Origin of the sequence: Pigmentiphaga sp. H8, assembly GCF_003854895.1 — a bacterium.
Lineage (GTDB): Bacteria > Pseudomonadota > Gammaproteobacteria > Burkholderiales > Burkholderiaceae_B > Pigmentiphaga.
In genome coordinates this window covers 5,255,509-5,269,220 of the sequence record NZ_CP033966.1, presented here as the reverse complement: position 1 = coordinate 5,269,220, position 13,712 = coordinate 5,255,509, and the positions used below count along the sequence as shown (strand labels likewise).

The 13,712-nt window shown below is 67.2% G+C and carries 17 protein-coding genes; 15 read left to right on the top strand and 2 right to left on the bottom strand.

Going from position 1 to position 13,712, the window contains the following annotated elements; translation table 11 throughout:
- Positions 1-34 precede the first annotated feature (34 nt).
- From hisB to EGT29_RS24790, 14 genes are all read left to right on the top strand, one after another.
- Positions 35-622, top strand: coding sequence for an imidazoleglycerol-phosphate dehydratase HisB (gene hisB / locus EGT29_RS24855; RefSeq protein WP_124691507.1), 588 nt, complete (start codon positions 35-37; stop codon positions 620-622).
- On the top strand, positions 623-1,255 hold the full coding sequence (gene hisH, locus EGT29_RS24850) for an imidazole glycerol phosphate synthase subunit HisH (protein ID WP_124691506.1): 633 nt from the start codon (positions 623-625) through the stop codon (positions 1,253-1,255).
- 81 nt (positions 1,256-1,336) lie between these two features.
- The gene (gene hisA, locus EGT29_RS24845; RefSeq protein WP_124691505.1) at positions 1,337-2,089 is read left to right on the top strand and encodes a 1-(5-phosphoribosyl)-5-[(5-phosphoribosylamino)methylideneamino]imidazole-4-carboxamide isomerase; all 753 of its coding nucleotides are present in this window, start codon (positions 1,337-1,339) and stop codon (positions 2,087-2,089) included.
- A 178-nt stretch (positions 2,090-2,267) separates the two neighbouring features.
- Positions 2,268-3,047: an imidazole glycerol phosphate synthase subunit HisF gene (gene hisF, locus EGT29_RS24840; RefSeq protein WP_124691504.1), complete on the top strand. Its 780-nt coding sequence runs from the start codon at positions 2,268-2,270 to the stop codon at positions 3,045-3,047.
- Positions 3,047-3,472, top strand: coding sequence for a phosphoribosyl-AMP cyclohydrolase (hisI, locus tag EGT29_RS24835; protein ID WP_124691503.1), 426 nt, complete (start codon positions 3,047-3,049; stop codon positions 3,470-3,472). Before hisF ends, hisI begins: the two co-directional genes overlap by 1 nt.
- On the top strand, positions 3,469-3,810 hold the full coding sequence (locus EGT29_RS24830; RefSeq protein WP_124691502.1) for a phosphoribosyl-ATP diphosphatase: 342 nt from the start codon (positions 3,469-3,471) through the stop codon (positions 3,808-3,810). The genes hisI and EGT29_RS24830 overlap by 4 nt, the downstream gene beginning before the upstream one ends.
- Before the next feature lies 1 nt (position 3,811).
- The gene (locus EGT29_RS24825; protein WP_087838605.1) at positions 3,812-4,165 is read left to right on the top strand and encodes a histidine triad nucleotide-binding protein; all 354 of its coding nucleotides are present in this window, start codon (positions 3,812-3,814) and stop codon (positions 4,163-4,165) included.
- A 61-nt stretch (positions 4,166-4,226) separates the two neighbouring features.
- The gene (tatA, locus tag EGT29_RS24820) at positions 4,227-4,466 is read left to right on the top strand and encodes a Sec-independent protein translocase subunit TatA (RefSeq protein ID WP_124691501.1); all 240 of its coding nucleotides are present in this window, start codon (positions 4,227-4,229) and stop codon (positions 4,464-4,466) included.
- Positions 4,467-4,627: 161 nt separating this feature from the next.
- The gene (gene tatB / locus EGT29_RS24815; RefSeq protein ID WP_124691500.1) at positions 4,628-5,194 is read left to right on the top strand and encodes a Sec-independent protein translocase protein TatB; all 567 of its coding nucleotides are present in this window, start codon (positions 4,628-4,630) and stop codon (positions 5,192-5,194) included.
- Positions 5,191-5,955 (top strand): twin-arginine translocase subunit TatC, encoded by a 765-nt coding sequence (gene tatC, locus EGT29_RS24810; protein WP_124691499.1) that lies wholly within the window; start codon positions 5,191-5,193, stop codon positions 5,953-5,955. The genes tatB and tatC overlap by 4 nt, the downstream gene beginning before the upstream one ends.
- Positions 5,956-6,031: 76 nt before the next feature.
- A complete protein-coding gene (locus tag EGT29_RS24805; protein ID WP_124691498.1) occupies positions 6,032-7,180 on the top strand; it encodes an ABC transporter substrate-binding protein in 1,149 nt (382 codons plus the stop codon).
- Positions 7,181-7,225: 45 nt separating this feature from the next.
- Positions 7,226-8,260 (top strand): branched-chain amino acid ABC transporter permease, encoded by a 1,035-nt coding sequence (locus EGT29_RS24800; RefSeq protein ID WP_124691497.1) that lies wholly within the window; start codon positions 7,226-7,228, stop codon positions 8,258-8,260.
- Positions 8,257-10,077: an ATP-binding cassette domain-containing protein gene (locus EGT29_RS24795; protein WP_124691496.1), complete on the top strand. Its 1,821-nt coding sequence runs from the start codon at positions 8,257-8,259 to the stop codon at positions 10,075-10,077. Before EGT29_RS24800 ends, EGT29_RS24795 begins: the two co-directional genes overlap by 4 nt.
- A 14-nt stretch (positions 10,078-10,091) precedes the next feature.
- On the top strand, positions 10,092-10,823 hold the full coding sequence (locus EGT29_RS24790; protein ID WP_124692499.1) for an ABC transporter ATP-binding protein: 732 nt from the start codon (positions 10,092-10,094) through the stop codon (positions 10,821-10,823).
- Positions 10,824-10,837: 14 nt separating this feature from the next.
- Here EGT29_RS24790 and EGT29_RS24785 read toward each other — a convergent pair whose 3' ends face one another.
- Complete coding sequence (locus EGT29_RS24785; RefSeq protein WP_124691495.1) at positions 10,838-12,016, bottom strand: S1C family serine protease; 1,179 nt, start codon at positions 12,014-12,016, stop codon at positions 10,838-10,840.
- Positions 12,017-12,052: 36 nt separating this feature from the next.
- Between EGT29_RS24785 and EGT29_RS24780 the strand changes: the two genes are divergently transcribed.
- Positions 12,053-12,877, top strand: coding sequence for a Nif3-like dinuclear metal center hexameric protein (locus EGT29_RS24780; protein WP_124691494.1), 825 nt, complete (start codon positions 12,053-12,055; stop codon positions 12,875-12,877).
- A gap of 274 nt (positions 12,878-13,151) precedes the next feature.
- Here EGT29_RS24780 and mscL read toward each other — a convergent pair whose 3' ends face one another.
- On the bottom strand, positions 13,152-13,592 hold the full coding sequence (mscL, locus tag EGT29_RS24775) for a large conductance mechanosensitive channel protein MscL (RefSeq protein WP_124691493.1): 441 nt from the start codon (positions 13,590-13,592) through the stop codon (positions 13,152-13,154).
- Between the last annotated feature and the right edge of the window lie 120 nt (positions 13,593-13,712).

Here is a 13,712-nt window from a genome sequence, read left to right as displayed (position 1 = left end):
GCCGCCCATTCAACCCGACCATCCGGAACCGATCATGCGTACCGCCGAGATCACCCGCAACACCAACGAAACGCGCATCCGCGCGGTCGTCAACCTCGACGGCACCGGCAAGCAGAACCTGCAGACCGGCGTGCCGTTCCTGGACCACATGCTCGACCAGATCGTGCGCCATGGCCTGATCGACATCGACGTCGTGGCCGACGGCGATCTGCACATCGACGCCCACCACACGGTCGAGGACGTCGGCATCACGCTCGGCCAGGCGGTGGCCAAGGCGGCCGGCAACAAGGCCGGCATCCGCCGCTACGGCCATGCCTATGTGCCGCTGGACGAGGCGCTCTCGCGCGTGGTGGTGGATTTCTCGGGCCGTCCGGGCCTGGAATTCCACGTTCCCTTCACCCGGGCCATGATCGGCCAGTTCGATGTCGACCTGACGCGCGAATTCTTCCAGGGCTTCGTCAACCATGCCCTGGTGACGCTGCACATCGACAATCTGCGGGGCGCCAACGCCCACCACCAGTGCGAGACGGTGTTCAAGGCCTTCGGCCGGGCGCTGCGCATGGCGCTGGAAGTCGACCCGCGCGCCGGCGGCACTGTGCCGTCGACCAAGGGAGTGCTCTAGATGACGCGCATTGCCATCGTCGACTACGGCATGGGCAACCTGCGCTCGGTCGCCCGGGCGCTCGAACACGTCGCGCCCGAGGCCGAGGTGCGCATCTGCAGCGATGCGGCCGGCGTGCGAGCGGCCGACCGGGTCGTGTTCCCGGGGCAGGGCGCCATGCCCGACTGCATGCGCTACCTCGAGGAAACCGGCCTGCGCGAGGCGGTAGTCGAAGCTTCCCGCAGCAAGCCCCTGCTGGGCGTGTGCGTGGGCGAGCAGATGCTGTTCCAGCGCAGCGAGGAAGGGCCGGCCGACGGCCTGGGCATCTTCGACGGACAGGTCGTGCGCTTCGCCGGCCCGGCCTTCGAGGGGCCCGAGCGGCTGAAGGTGCCCCACATGGGCTGGAACCGCGTGCGGCAGACCTTGTCCCATCCCTTATGGGACGGCGTGGCCGATGATACCTATTTCTACTTCGTGCACAGCTACTATGTGGCGCCTGCCGATCTAGGGGTAATTGCCGGTCAATCCGATTACGGGGTCGCCTTTACCTGCGCGGTAGCCAGAGATAACATCTTCGCAACTCAGTTTCACCCTGAGAAAAGCGCGGGGGCGGGCCTGCGTATCTACCAGAATTTCGTGCGGTGGAACCCGTGAGTCCCTTTAGCCGACAAGGCCCCCTTTTTCCGTCCCGCAGCCCAGTTAGCGCCACTGATTCGAACGACATCCTGATTCGCCATGCTCCTCATTCCCGCGATTGATCTCAAAGACGGTCGTTGTGTCCGCCTGCGCCAGGGCGATCTCGACGATGCCACCGTATTTTCCGAAGAACCCGCCGCCATGGCCACGCACTGGCTGGAGCAGGGCGCGCGCCGGCTCCACCTGGTGGACCTGAACGGCGCCGTGGCCGGAAAACCCAAGAACGAAGCCTCCATCAAGGCCATCCTCGACGCCGTGGGCGATGACATCCCGGTGCAGATCGGCGGCGGCATCCGCGACCTCGACACCATCGAGCGCTACCTGGACAACGGCATTTCCTACGTCATCATCGGCACCGCGGCGGTCAAGAACCCCGGGTTCCTGCACGACGCCTGCAGCGCTTTCCCCGGCCAGATCATCGTCGGCCTGGACGCCAAGGACGGCAAGGTGGCCACCGACGGCTGGAGCAAGCTGACCGGCCACGACGTGACCGACCTCGCCAAGAAATTCGAGGACTACGGCTGCTCGTCCATCATCTACACCGACATTGGCCGCGACGGCATGCTGTCGGGTGTCAATGTCGAGGCCACGGTCAAACTGGCCCAGCACGTGCGCATCCCGGTCATCGCCTCGGGCGGCATCGCCAACCTGACCGACATCGAGCAGCTCTGCGCCGTCGAGGACGAAGGCGTGGAAGGCGCCATCCTGGGCCGCAGCATCTACGAGGGCACGCTGGATTTCCAGGCAGCGCAGGCCCGCGCCGATGCATTGAGCTCCCCCCCTACGCCCTGACGGGCGCCCCCCCAGGGGGGCGATGCGGGTGGACCGGCGGAGCCGGATCCATCGCATCCTGGGGGAACAACCGCGCTGATCCGCGGGGCCCAAGGTGGGCTGCTCTCTTGGGAATGGGCGTATCGTAGTGGTTGGGCGGAGGGATTCTGCGCCCGGCAACGTGTGTTTTTGGAATTCTGTGATGTTGACGCGTCGTATTATCCCTTGTCTGGACGTGACCGCTGGTCGCGTGGTCAAGGGAATCAATTTCGTGAATCTGGTCGATGCCGGGGATCCGGTGGAGATCGCGCGCCGCTATGACGACCAGGGCGCGGACGAGATCACGTTCCTGGACATCACGGCGTCGAGCGACCAGCGCGACATCATCCTGTCCGTGATCGAGCAGGTGGCCTCGCAGGTGTTCATTCCGCTGACCGTGGGCGGCGGCGTGCGGCAGGTGGCGGATGTGCGCCGGCTGTTGAACGCGGGCGCCGACAAGGTGGGCATCAACACCTCGGCCGTGACCAATCCCGACCTGGTGCGCGAGGCCTCCGGCCGCTACGGCGCCCAGTGCATCGTGGTCGCCATCGATGCCAAGCGGGTGTCGGGCGAAGGCGAGGCGCCGCGCTGGGAGGTCTTCACGCATGGCGGGCGCAACGCCACCGGGCTGGATGCGGTCCAATGGGCGCGCAAGATGGCCGAGTACGGGGCGGGCGAGATCCTGCTGACCAGCATGGACCGCGACGGCACCCGTTCGGGCTTCGACCTCGCGCTCACGCGTGCGGTGTCCGACGCGGTGGCCATCCCCGTCATCGCTTCCGGCGGCGTCGGTTCGCTCAAGGACCTGGCGGACGGCATCACCGAAGGCCATGCCGATGCGGTGCTGGCCGCCAGCATCTTCCACTACGGGCAGCACACGGTGCAGGAGGCCAAGCGCTTCATGGCAGACCGCGGCATACGCATGAGGCTGGACGACTGATGGATACCGCACCCCAGACCCTGTCCGCCGACCAGGAAGCCTGGCTGGAAGCCATCGTCTACGACGATAACGGCCTGGTGCCCGGCATCGCGCAGGACGTCACGACCGACAAGGTCATCATGTTCGCCTTCCTGAACCGGGAATCGCTGCGCGAGACCCTGCGCACCGGCAACGCCACCTACTGGTCGCGCTCGCGCAACCGCCTGTGGCGCAAGGGCGAGGAATCCGGCCACGTCCAGCGCGTGCGCGAGATCCGGCTCGATTGCGACGGCGACGTGGTGCTGCTGCGGGTCGAGCAGGTGGGCGGGATCGCCTGCCATACCGGCCGCGAACGCTGCTTCTACCGCCGCCTGGAAACCGAGGGCGGCGCGCACTGGGTCGAGACCGACCCGGTCCTGAAGGACCCGGAGAGCATCTACAAATGAACGATTTCCTGGCGCAACTGGCCGACACCATCGCCAGCCGCCGGCCCGACCGGGGCGGCTCGCCCGAGACGTCCTACGTGGCCCGGCTGCTCAGCAAGGGGCCCGACGGGATCCTGAAGAAGATCGGCGAGGAAGCCACCGAGACCGTGATGGCGGCCAAGGACGGCGTGCCGGAAAAGATAATTTACGAGACAGCCGATCTCTGGTTTCATTGCCTCGTCATGCTGGAGTATTACGGTTTGCGTCCCGAACAGGTCGTCGCCGAGCTCGCGCGGCGCGAAGGCCTGTCGGGTTTGGATGAAAAAGCCGCCCGAGCCGGCAATGCCCCGAAACAATGAGATGAGTGACAACTGTATTTTCTGCAAGATCGCGCGCGGGGAAATCCCCTCGCGCAAGGTCTACGAAGACGACGAAATCTTCGCCTTCCACGACATCAATCCCATCGCGCCGGTACACTTCCTGGTCATTCCCAAGCGGCACGTTCCGTCGCTGCAGGACGTGGCCGCGAGCGACGTACCGCTGTTGGGTAGAATGCAGGTTCTGATCCCCCGCCTGGCGCTCGAGCAGGGCTGCCGCCCCGGTCCGGAAGGCGGATTCCGTCTGATGGCCAATAACGGCGCGGACGGTGGACAGGAAGTGCCGCACCTGCACTACCACGTGATAGGCGGTCCCCGCCCCTGGAAGCGCGACTAAGCCGGGCGATTTCCGCCCCTATTGACTGGACGATTTTCCGCCGCAAGGCGTGGAGCATGTAATGGGTAGCTTTAGCATTTGGCACTGGCTGGTTGTCCTGGTGATCGTGGTTCTGATCTTCGGCACCAAGAAACTGAAGAACCTCGGGCAAGACCTGGGCGGCGCCGTGAAGGGATTCAAGGAAGGCATGAAGGAAGGCGGCGACGCCGCGGCTTCCAACTCGGAAACCACTTCCGCCGACCCCAAGCGCGTCTCCGCCGACACCATCGACGTGGAAGCCAAAGAAAAAGAACGGACCTGACAGGGGTTTCCCCTCCAGATCCATCATCAACACGAAGGCGCCCCGCGCCAAGATAACCGACCCACTCCAGGGCACCGCGGATCCGGCTCTGCCGGTCCGCTAGTGCCGCCCCCTTGAGGGGGCGCCCGTCAGGGCGTAGGGGGTGTTCCCATAGGCGCTGAATGTTCGACGTCAGCTTTACCGAGCTTCTCACCATAGGCGTGGTGGCGCTCATCGTCATCGGGCCCGAGCGGCTGCCCAAGGTGGCGCGTACCATCGGCCACCTGCTGGGCCGGGCGCAGCGCTACGTCAACGACGTCAAGAGCGATATCCGCCGCGAGGTGGAGCTTGACGAATTGCGCAACCTGCGCAAGGAAATGGAAGACGCCGCCCGTTCGCTCGAGACCACGGTCAAGACCAACGTGGACGAGTTGCACAAAGGCCTCAACGAGGTCCAGCAGACTGTCGAGGGGGCCGCCCGCGACGTCAAGGACGCGGCCAGCGGAACGCCGGAACCGGCTGCCGAGGCTCCCGCGCTGGATGCGCCGGCCGCCGAAGGGACAGCAACTGCGCCGGTTGACGCGCCCTCCGCGGGGCAGGCCATCGAGCCGGCCGTTGCCCACGAGGCGCCGTCCGAACAGGATCTCGCCCAGGGCTCGCTGTTTCCGACGGACCCGCTGCCGCCGTCCGCCAATCAACCCGCCGCCGGCCAGCCGGCCGAGGCTTCGACGGTACGCGAAAGAACGTGACTGACAAAGACGTATCGCAGGAAGACAGCTTCATCTCCCACCTGGTGGAGCTGCGCGACCGCCTGCTGAAGGCCATCGTCGCGGTCGTGGCCGTTTTCATCGTGCTGTTCCTCTATCCCGGCGCCTCGGCCATCTACGACGTGCTGGCCCAGCCCATGCTGGCGACCCTGCCGGCGGGCACGCGCATGATCGCCACCGGCGTGATCACCCCCTTCATGGTGCCGGTCAAGGTCACGCTGCTGGCGTCCTTCATTGTCGCGCTGCCCTTCGTGCTGTACCAGGCCTGGGCCTTCGTCGCGCCCGGCCTCTACCAGCACGAGAAGCGGCTGGCCCTGCCGCTCATCATGTCCAGCACCGTGCTGTTCCTGTCCGGCATGGCGTTCTGCTACTTCGTGGTCTTCAAGACCGTCTTCCACTTCATCGCCACCTTCGCGCCGCAGTCCATCACGCCGGCGCCGGATATCGAGGCCTACCTGAACTTCGTCATGACGATGTTCCTGGCCTTCGGCCTGACCTTCGAGGTGCCGGTGGCGGTGGTGCTGCTGGTCAAGACCGGGGTGACCACCGTGGCCAAGCTGTCCGCGGCGCGCGGCTACGTCGTCGTCGGCGCGTTCGTGCTGGCGGCCGTCGTCACGCCGCCGGATGTTGTCAGCCAGTTCCTGTTGGCGGTACCTTTATGCGTGCTCTACGAACTGGGCCTGGTGGCGGCCCGTTTCGTCAAGAGCCGGGAATCGGATTCGACCGAGATCGAGAAAGTCTGAACCCGCCATGCTCCGGCGCCGTCCGCGCGGCCGGGGCAGGGGTTCGGTTCCAGAACAAGCACAAGTGGGGACCTTCATGTTTTCCTTGAACAAACTGGCCCTGGCCGTGGGCCTCGGCGTTTTCGCGGCCGCCGCGCATGCCGACATCACCGTGGGCGTCAACGTGTCCGCCACGGGGCCGGCCGCCTCGCTCGGCATCCCCGAGAAGAACACCTTCGCCCTGATGCCCAAGACCATCGCGGGCCAGAAGGTCAACTACATCGTGCTGGACGACGCCAGCGACACCACGACGGCGGTCAAGAACGCCCGCCGTTTCGTGACCGAGGACAAGGTCGACGTGATGGTCGGTTCCACCATCACGCCGAACTCGCTCGCCATGGTCGACGTCGCCGCCGAAACCGGGACCCCGGTGGTCTCCATGGCGGCCTCGGCCGCCATCGTCGAGCCCCAGGACGCCAAGAAGCGCTGGGCCTTCAAGACGCCCCAGAACGATGCCGAGATGGCCAAGGCCATCGTCGAGCACATGCAGGGCCAGAAGATCAAGTCGGTGGCCTTCATCGGCTTCGCCGACGCCTACGGCGAGGGCTGGTACCAGGAGTTCTCGAAGGCGGCCCAGGCGGCCGGCATCAAGGTGCTGACCAACGAGCGCTACAACCGCACCGATACGTCGGTGACCGGCCAGGTGCTGAAGATGATCGCCGCCAAGCCCGACGCCGTGCTGGTCGCCGGCGCCGGCACTCCCGCCGCGCTGCCCCAGAAGACGCTGAAGGAGCGCGGCTATCGCGGCAAGTACTACCAGACCCACGGCGTCGCCAACAACGACTTCCTGCGCGTGGGCGGCAAGGACATCGAAGGCACTTTCCTGCCGGCCGGCCCGGTGCTGGTGTCGGCCCAGTTGCCGGCCGACAATCCGGTCAAGGCCTCGGCTACCGAGTACGTGCAGAAGTACGAGGCGACCTACGGCAAGGGTTCGGTGTCCACTTTCGGCGCCCATGCCTGGGATGCCGGCAAGCTGATCGAAGCGGCCGCTCCGGCCGCCCTGAAGAAGGCGCAGCCGGGCACGCCTGAGTTCCGCGCCGCCCTGCGCGACGCGCTGGAAAACGTCAAGAACGTGGCGGGCGCGCACGGGGTGTTCAACATGAGCCCCACGGACCACGTCGGCCTGGACAACCGTTCCCGCGTGATGGTCGTCATCGAAAACGGTGCCTGGAAGCTGATCAAGTAATTTTCTGGTGGACCAGGGCGGATCTCCGGCCCTGCCGGAGCTGACATGGATCTACAGATCGCCCTTTTCCTGATCCAGGACGGCGTCGTCAACGGCGCCATTTATGCGTTGCTGGGGATGGCGCTGGTGCTGGCCTTCACGGTCACGCGCGTGATCTTCATTCCCCAGGGCGAGTTCGTCGCCTGGGGCGCCCTGACCCTGGCGGGCTTGCAGGCCGGCCAGTTGCCGGGAACGGTCTGGCTGCTGGCCATGGGCGGCAGCGCCGTCATGCTGGTGGAGCTGTGGACCGCGTGGCGGCGCCAGGACTGGCGCGCCATTCCACGCGCCGCCGGCTGGAACCTGCTGTATCCCGCGTTGATCTTCGCCGCGGCGCGTTTCGTCGATTTCCAGCAGATGCCGCTGGTCGCGCAGATCCTGTTCGCGTTGCTGGTCGTGGTGCCGATAGGGCCCATGGTCTGGCGCCTGGCCTTCCAGCCAGTGGCCGAGAGCAGCGTGCTGGTGCTGCTGATCGTCTCGGTGGCGGTGCACGTGGCCATGGTGGGGCTGGGGCTGCTGTTCTTCGGCGCCGAGGGAGCGCGCACCTCGCCCTTCACCGACGGCGGCATCGAGCTGGGCGGCATTCCGGTCTCGGCCCAGACGCTGTGGGTGGTCGGTTCCTCCATCGCCCTCATCCTGGCGCTGACGGTGCTGTTCGGCCGGACGTTGTACGGCAAGGCCCTGCGCGCCACGGCGGTGAACCGGGTCGGCGCCCGCCTGATGGGCATCCCGACCAGCCTCGCCGGCAAGCTGAGCTTCACGCTGTGCGCGCTGATCGGGGCGTTCTCGGGCATCCTCATCGCGCCCATCACGACCATCTACTACGACACGGGCTTCCTGATCGGCCTGAAGGGCTTCGTCGCCGCCATCATCGCCGGCCTGGGCAGTTATCCCCTGGCCGCCGCCGGCGCGGTGCTGGTGGGCCTGCTGGAGGCCTTCTCGTCGTTCGCGGCCAGCGCCTACAAGGAAGTCATCGTGTTCACGCTGATCATTCCGGTGCTGATCTGGCGCTCGCTCGCCTCGCGCCACGTGGAGGAAGAATGATGCGGCTGCGTCCCATCTGGTTCGTCGGCGCCGGCCTCGTCCTGCTCGTCGCCGCCGTGTTCGGGATGTCCGAGTTCACCGTCACGCTGCTGAACTACATCGGCCTGTACGCGCTGGTGGCGCTGGGGCTGGTGCTGCTGACCGGCGTGGGCGGAGTGACCTCGTTCGGCCAGGCGGCCTTCGTGGGCCTGGGCGCCTACACCAGCGCCTGGCTGTCCATCGCCGCGCTGCCGCCCGCCTTCGCGTGGCTGGGCGGCTCGCCCTGGCTGGGGCTGCTGGCCGGCCTGGTGGTCACGGCGGCGGCGGCCTGGGTGCTGGGCGCGATCGCGCTGCGCCTGTCCGGGCACTACCTGCCGCTGGGCACCATCGCCTGGGGCCTGAGCCTGTACTTCCTGTTCGGGACGCTGGATTTCCTGGGGGGCCATACCGGACTGTCCGGCCTGCCGCCGATCTCGATCTTCGGGCTGGACCTGTCCAAGGGCCGGCAACTGTTCTGGCTGATCTGGGCGATCCTGCTGCTGGCCATGCTGCTGGTCAGCAACCTGCTGGACTCGCGCGAGGGCCGGGCCATCCGGGCGCTAAAGGGCGGCATGGTGATGGCCGAGTCCATGGGGGTGGATACCGCCCGCTCGCGCATCGCGATCTTCATGATCGCGGCCCTGCTGGCATGCGTGTCGGGCTGGCTGTACGCCCACATGCAGCGATTCGTGAACCCCACGCCCTTCGGCCTGCACATCGGCATCGAATACCTGTTCATGGCCGTCATCGGCGGGGCGGGGCAGGTCTGGGGTGCGCTGGTCGGCGCCGGCCTGGTCACGATGCTCAAGCAGTGGCTGCAGGACCTGCTGCCCAGCCTCCTGGGCGCTTCGGGCAACTTCGAGAGCATCTTCTTCGGCATCCTGCTCGTGGTCGCCCTGCAACGCGCGCCGGACGGGCTTTGGCCGGTGATCGTCCGCCTGGCCCGGCGCTGGCTGCCGTTGGCCCAGTCCCAGCGGGCCGTCGACGAAGGGGCGCAGCCGCTGGCACGGCGCGCCCAGCCGGCGCATGGCGAGGTCGTGCTGGAAGCCCGGGGCCTGACCAAGCGGTTCGGCGGGCTGGTGGCGAACAACAACATCAGTTTCACCGTCCCCGCGGGCGGGGTGCTGGCGCTGATCGGCCCCAACGGCGCGGGCAAGAGCACCATGTTCAACCTGCTGTCCGGCGTGGACGATCCTTCTTTGGGGAAGGTGGTCTTCCGCGGGCGGGACGTGACCGGCCGGCCGTCGCGCGAAATCGCGGCGCTGGGCATGGGCCGCACGTTCCAGCACGTGCGCCTGCTGCCGCAGATGACGGTGATCGAGAACATCGCGCTGGGCGCCCACCTGCGCGAGCGCCCGGGGCTGCTGTCGGGCCTGGTGCTGGGCAGCCTGCACCTGGATCGCCATGAAGAGGCGCGTCTCCTGGCCGAGGCGGCGCGGCAGGCGCGGCGCGTGGGGCTGGGCGACTCTTTGCACGTGGCGGCGGGCTCGCTGCCGCTGGGCAAGCAGCGCATGCTGGAAATCGCCCGCGCGCTGTGCGCCGACCCCTGCCTGCTGCTGCTGGACGAGCCGGCGGCCGGCCTGCGCTACCTCGAGAAGCAGGCCCTGTCGGACACCCTGAAGGCGCTGCGCGCCGAGGGCATGGCCATCCTGCTGGTCGAGCACGACATGGATTTCGTCATGGGCCTGGCCGACCGCGTGGTGGTGATGGAATTCGGAGAGAAGATCGCCGAGGGCTTGCCCGAGGACGTGCAGCGCGATCCGCGCGTGCTGGAAGCGTATCTGGGAGGTGTGGAATGACGGGTCCGGCGGCAATGGCCGCGTCGCTGCTCGAGGTTTCCGGCCTGTCCGTGTCCTACGGCAAGGTCGAGGCGCTGCATGGCATAGACCTGGCGGTGCCGGCGGGCACCATCGTGACCGTGATCGGCCCCAACGGCGCGGGCAAGACCACGCTGTTGTCGGCCATCATGGGGCTGCTGCCGGCGCGGGGCGCCATCAGCCTGGAGGGGCGGCTCCAGCGGCGCGTCGACATCGAGCAGATGGTCGCCGCGGGCCTGAACCTCGTGCCCGAGAAACGCGAACTGTTCGGCGAGATGAGCGTCGAGGACAACCTGCTGTTGGGCGCTTTTCAGCGCTATCGCTCGGGCCACCGCGACCAGGCCGCGTCGATGGAGGAGGTCTACGGGCTGTTCCCCCGGCTCAAGGAGCGCCGCCAGCAACTGGCCGCCACCCTGTCGGGCGGCGAGCGCCAGATGCTGGCCCTGGGGCGCGCCCTGATGGCCAAGCCCCGCCTGCTGCTGCTGGACGAGCCCTCGCTGGGGCTGGCGCCGCGCATCGTCAAGGAAATCTTCCTGATCATCGCCGAACTGCGGCGCCGGGGCGTGGCCATCCTGCTGGTCGAACAGAACGCCCGCGCGGCCCTGCAGACGGCCGACTACGCTTATGTGCTGGAGACCGGCCAGGTGGTGCTGGCCGGCCCGGCCCGCGAACTGGCGGACGATCCGCGCGTGGTCGAGAGCTACCTGGGCCTGGGCCGCAACAGGTAGGGCCCGGCCCGGCATCAGGGCTGCTGGACTTCGCGCTTGGGCTTGGGTCGCGTGCCTATGGTCACGCTGGTTTCCATTTCCTGCCCGCCGCGGACGATCTTGATGGCCACCTTCTCGCCCGGCGGCAACTGGGCGATGGCGTTGAGCATGGTGGTGGTGTCCAGGATGGCCTTGTCCGCGACCGATACGACGATGTCGCCCGTGCGGATCCCGGCCTTGGCCGCCGGCCCGCCGCGCACCACGCCGGCGATGATGACCCCTTCCTTGCGCGACAGCTTGAAGGCGTCGGCCAGCTCGGCCGTCAGGTCCTGCGGCTCGACGCCGATGTAGCCCCGCGTGACCGTGCCGGTCGTGATCAACTGCTCCATCACCTGGCGCGCCGTGCTGACCGGAATCGCGAAGCCTATGCCCAGCGAACCGCCCGAGCGCGAATAGATGGCGGTATTGATGCCGACCAGGTTGCCCTGGGCGTCGATCAGCGCGCCCCCGGAGTTGCCGGGGTTGATGGCGGCATCGGTCTGGATGAAGTTTTCGAAGGTATTGATGCCCAGGTGGGTGCGGCCCAGGGCCGAGACGATGCCCATGGTCGTGGTCTGGCCCACGCCGAACGGATTGCCGATGGCCAGCACCACGTCGCCCACCTGAAGGTCCTCGGCCCGGCCGAAGGTGACCGAGGGCAGGTTGGGCAGCGCCAGTTTCAGCACCGCCAGGTCGGTTTCGGGGTCGGATCCGACCAGCGTGGCCTTGCCCTTGCGGCCGTCGGCCAGCGCCACTTCGATCTCGTCCGCGGCCTCGATCACGTGGTTGTTGGTCAGGATGTAGCCTTCGGGGCTGACGATGACGCCCGATCCCAGGCTGGAGACGGGCTCCGGGTTGGTGTCGGGTTCGCCGAAGAAGCGCCGGAACACCGGATCGTCGGAGAACGGATAGGCGGGCTGCTGGGGCGTGTCCTTGCTGGTGAAGATGTTCACCACGGCCGGTGCCGCCTTGTGGGTGGCCGCCGCATAGGACGCGGTGGCGCCGCCTTCGCCGGTCGGCGAGGGCGAGGCCTCGAAGAACGGGACGACGATGGCGTTATTGCTGCCCGGGCCCCCGCGGCGTGGCAGCCATTCGGGTCGCAGGGTGGCGACGATGAATAAAATGGCCAGACAGACGGTGGTGGTCTGGGCAAAGATCAGCCATAGTCGGCGCATGTGCAAAATACTTTTCCCTAGCTTAGGAGATTGACAATGATCGCAGGCGAGCAGGCCTCAGCGCAAACCCATGCACCAGCGGGGGGCGCGGGTGGCGTCAGCGCCGAGGAACTCGCATCCTGGCTGGCCGCCGAACTGCAGGTTGCCCGGTTCCGCGACTACTGCCCGAACGGCCTGCAGGTCGAGGGCCGGCCCGTGGTCCGGCATATTATCGCCGCCGTGACCGCGTCCGAGGCCGCCATCCGGCACGCCATCGACGCCGGGGCGGACGGCCTGCTGGTCCACCACGGCTGGTTCTGGAAGAACGAGGACCCGCGCGTGCGGGGCACCCGGCGCACCCGCCTGTCGCTGGTCCTGGGCCATGACCTGAACCTGTTCGCCTACCACCTTCCCCTGGATGCCCACCCCCGGTGGGGCAACAACGCACAACTGGCCGAGGTGCTGGGCCTGGCCCCCCATCTGGTGGAGGGCGTGCCCCAGACCACCGGCCACGACGGCCTGATCTGGCTGGGCCAGGCCCCGGGCCTGGCCACGGTAGGCGACCTGGCGGCCCGCATCGCCCAGCGCCTGCGGCGCGAGCCCATGCTGATCGGCGACCCCTCCGGCCCCGTGGGCCGCATCGCCTGGTGTACCGGCGCGGCTCAGGGCATGCTCCAGGACGCCATCGACGCCGACGCCCAGACCTACATCACCGGCGAGATCTCCGAACCCACCGTCCATCTCGCCCGCGAAACCGGCACCGCCTTTCTGGCCGCCGGCCACCACGCCACCGAACGCTACGGCGTCCAGGCCCTGGGCCAGGCCATCGCCGCCCGCTTCGGCATCCGGGTGGATTTCATCGACATCGACAACCCCGTCTGAGGGGGGGGGGGGTGGAGCCCACCCCCTACCCGCTTACGCGGGCCCCCTCAAGGGGGCGAAACCGGCGGACTGGCAAAGCCAGATCCGCGGTTTCCTGGGTCTAGGGAAACTATCTTGGACTGAAGCACGGTTGCTACCGCTGGCAGCCAGCGATAGCAACGGAGCCACACCCCAAGATAACGGTACTAGACCCAGGATGCGGTGGATCCGGCTCCGCCGGTCCACCCGCATCGCCCCCTGGGGGGCGCCCGAAGGGCGTAGGGGGGGGGCCTACCTACCTCTTGAGCAGATCGCGGATTTCGCGCAGCAGTTCGACGTCTTCCGGGGTCGGCGCGGGCGCGGGGGGCGGGGCTTCCTTGGTGAAGCGGGCCTGGGCGCGGTTCATGGCCTTGACCATCCAGAAGATGACGAAGGCCAGCAGCACGAAGTTGATCAGAATCGTCAGGAAATTGCCCCATCCGAGCAGGGTGGCGCCGGCCTTGCTGAGGGCGTCGTAAGTCTGCGGGCCGGCGTAGTCGGCCGGCGCCCGGAGTACGATGAATTTGTTGCTGAAATCGACGTTGCCGCCCAGGATGACGTTGACGATCGGCATGACGATGTCTTTGACCAGGGAATCGACGATCTTGCCGAACGCCGCACCGATGATCACGCCGACCGCGAGGTCGACGACATTGCCGCGCATCGCGAAATCGCGGAATTCCTTCATGATGCTCATGGACCACCTCCCGTTTGTTGTTGCGCGAAAGTATCCCTTATTTCCTTGCGCCGCGGGAAGCTCGACCGTAATAGTGCGAGTGCGAATGTGCTACGAAGTCTGTCGGGGCCTGTAGGCATT

What these genes read in the sequence shown, in the direction of transcription:
- hisB (WP_124691507.1), top strand. Translation starts at nt 35, where the DNA reads ATGCGTACCGCCGAGATCACCCGCAACACCAACGAAACGCGCATCCGC.
- hisH (WP_124691506.1), top strand. Translation starts at nt 623, where the DNA reads ATGACGCGCATTGCCATCGTCGACTACGGCATGGGCAACCTGCGCTCG.
- hisA (WP_124691505.1), top strand. Translation starts at nt 1,337, where the DNA reads ATGCTCCTCATTCCCGCGATTGATCTCAAAGACGGTCGTTGTGTCCGC.
- hisI (WP_124691503.1), top strand. Translation starts at nt 3,047, where the DNA reads ATGGATACCGCACCCCAGACCCTGTCCGCCGACCAGGAAGCCTGGCTG.
- EGT29_RS24830 (WP_124691502.1), top strand. Translation starts at nt 3,469, where the DNA reads ATGAACGATTTCCTGGCGCAACTGGCCGACACCATCGCCAGCCGCCGG.
- EGT29_RS24825 (WP_087838605.1), top strand. Translation starts at nt 3,812, where the DNA reads ATGAGTGACAACTGTATTTTCTGCAAGATCGCGCGCGGGGAAATCCCC.
- tatA (WP_124691501.1), top strand. Translation starts at nt 4,227, where the DNA reads ATGGGTAGCTTTAGCATTTGGCACTGGCTGGTTGTCCTGGTGATCGTG.
- tatB (WP_124691500.1), top strand. Translation starts at nt 4,628, where the DNA reads ATGTTCGACGTCAGCTTTACCGAGCTTCTCACCATAGGCGTGGTGGCG.
- EGT29_RS24805 (WP_124691498.1), top strand. Translation starts at nt 6,032, where the DNA reads ATGTTTTCCTTGAACAAACTGGCCCTGGCCGTGGGCCTCGGCGTTTTC.
- EGT29_RS24800 (WP_124691497.1), top strand. Translation starts at nt 7,226, where the DNA reads ATGGATCTACAGATCGCCCTTTTCCTGATCCAGGACGGCGTCGTCAAC.
- EGT29_RS24795 (WP_124691496.1), top strand. Translation starts at nt 8,257, where the DNA reads ATGATGCGGCTGCGTCCCATCTGGTTCGTCGGCGCCGGCCTCGTCCTG.
- EGT29_RS24790 (WP_124692499.1), top strand. Translation starts at nt 10,092, where the DNA reads ATGGCCGCGTCGCTGCTCGAGGTTTCCGGCCTGTCCGTGTCCTACGGC.
- EGT29_RS24785 (WP_124691495.1), bottom strand. Translation starts at nt 12,016, where the DNA reads ATGCGCCGACTATGGCTGATCTTTGCCCAGACCACCACCGTCTGTCTG.
- EGT29_RS24780 (WP_124691494.1), top strand. Translation starts at nt 12,053, where the DNA reads ATGATCGCAGGCGAGCAGGCCTCAGCGCAAACCCATGCACCAGCGGGG.
- mscL (WP_124691493.1), bottom strand. Translation starts at nt 13,592, where the DNA reads ATGAGCATCATGAAGGAATTCCGCGATTTCGCGATGCGCGGCAATGTC.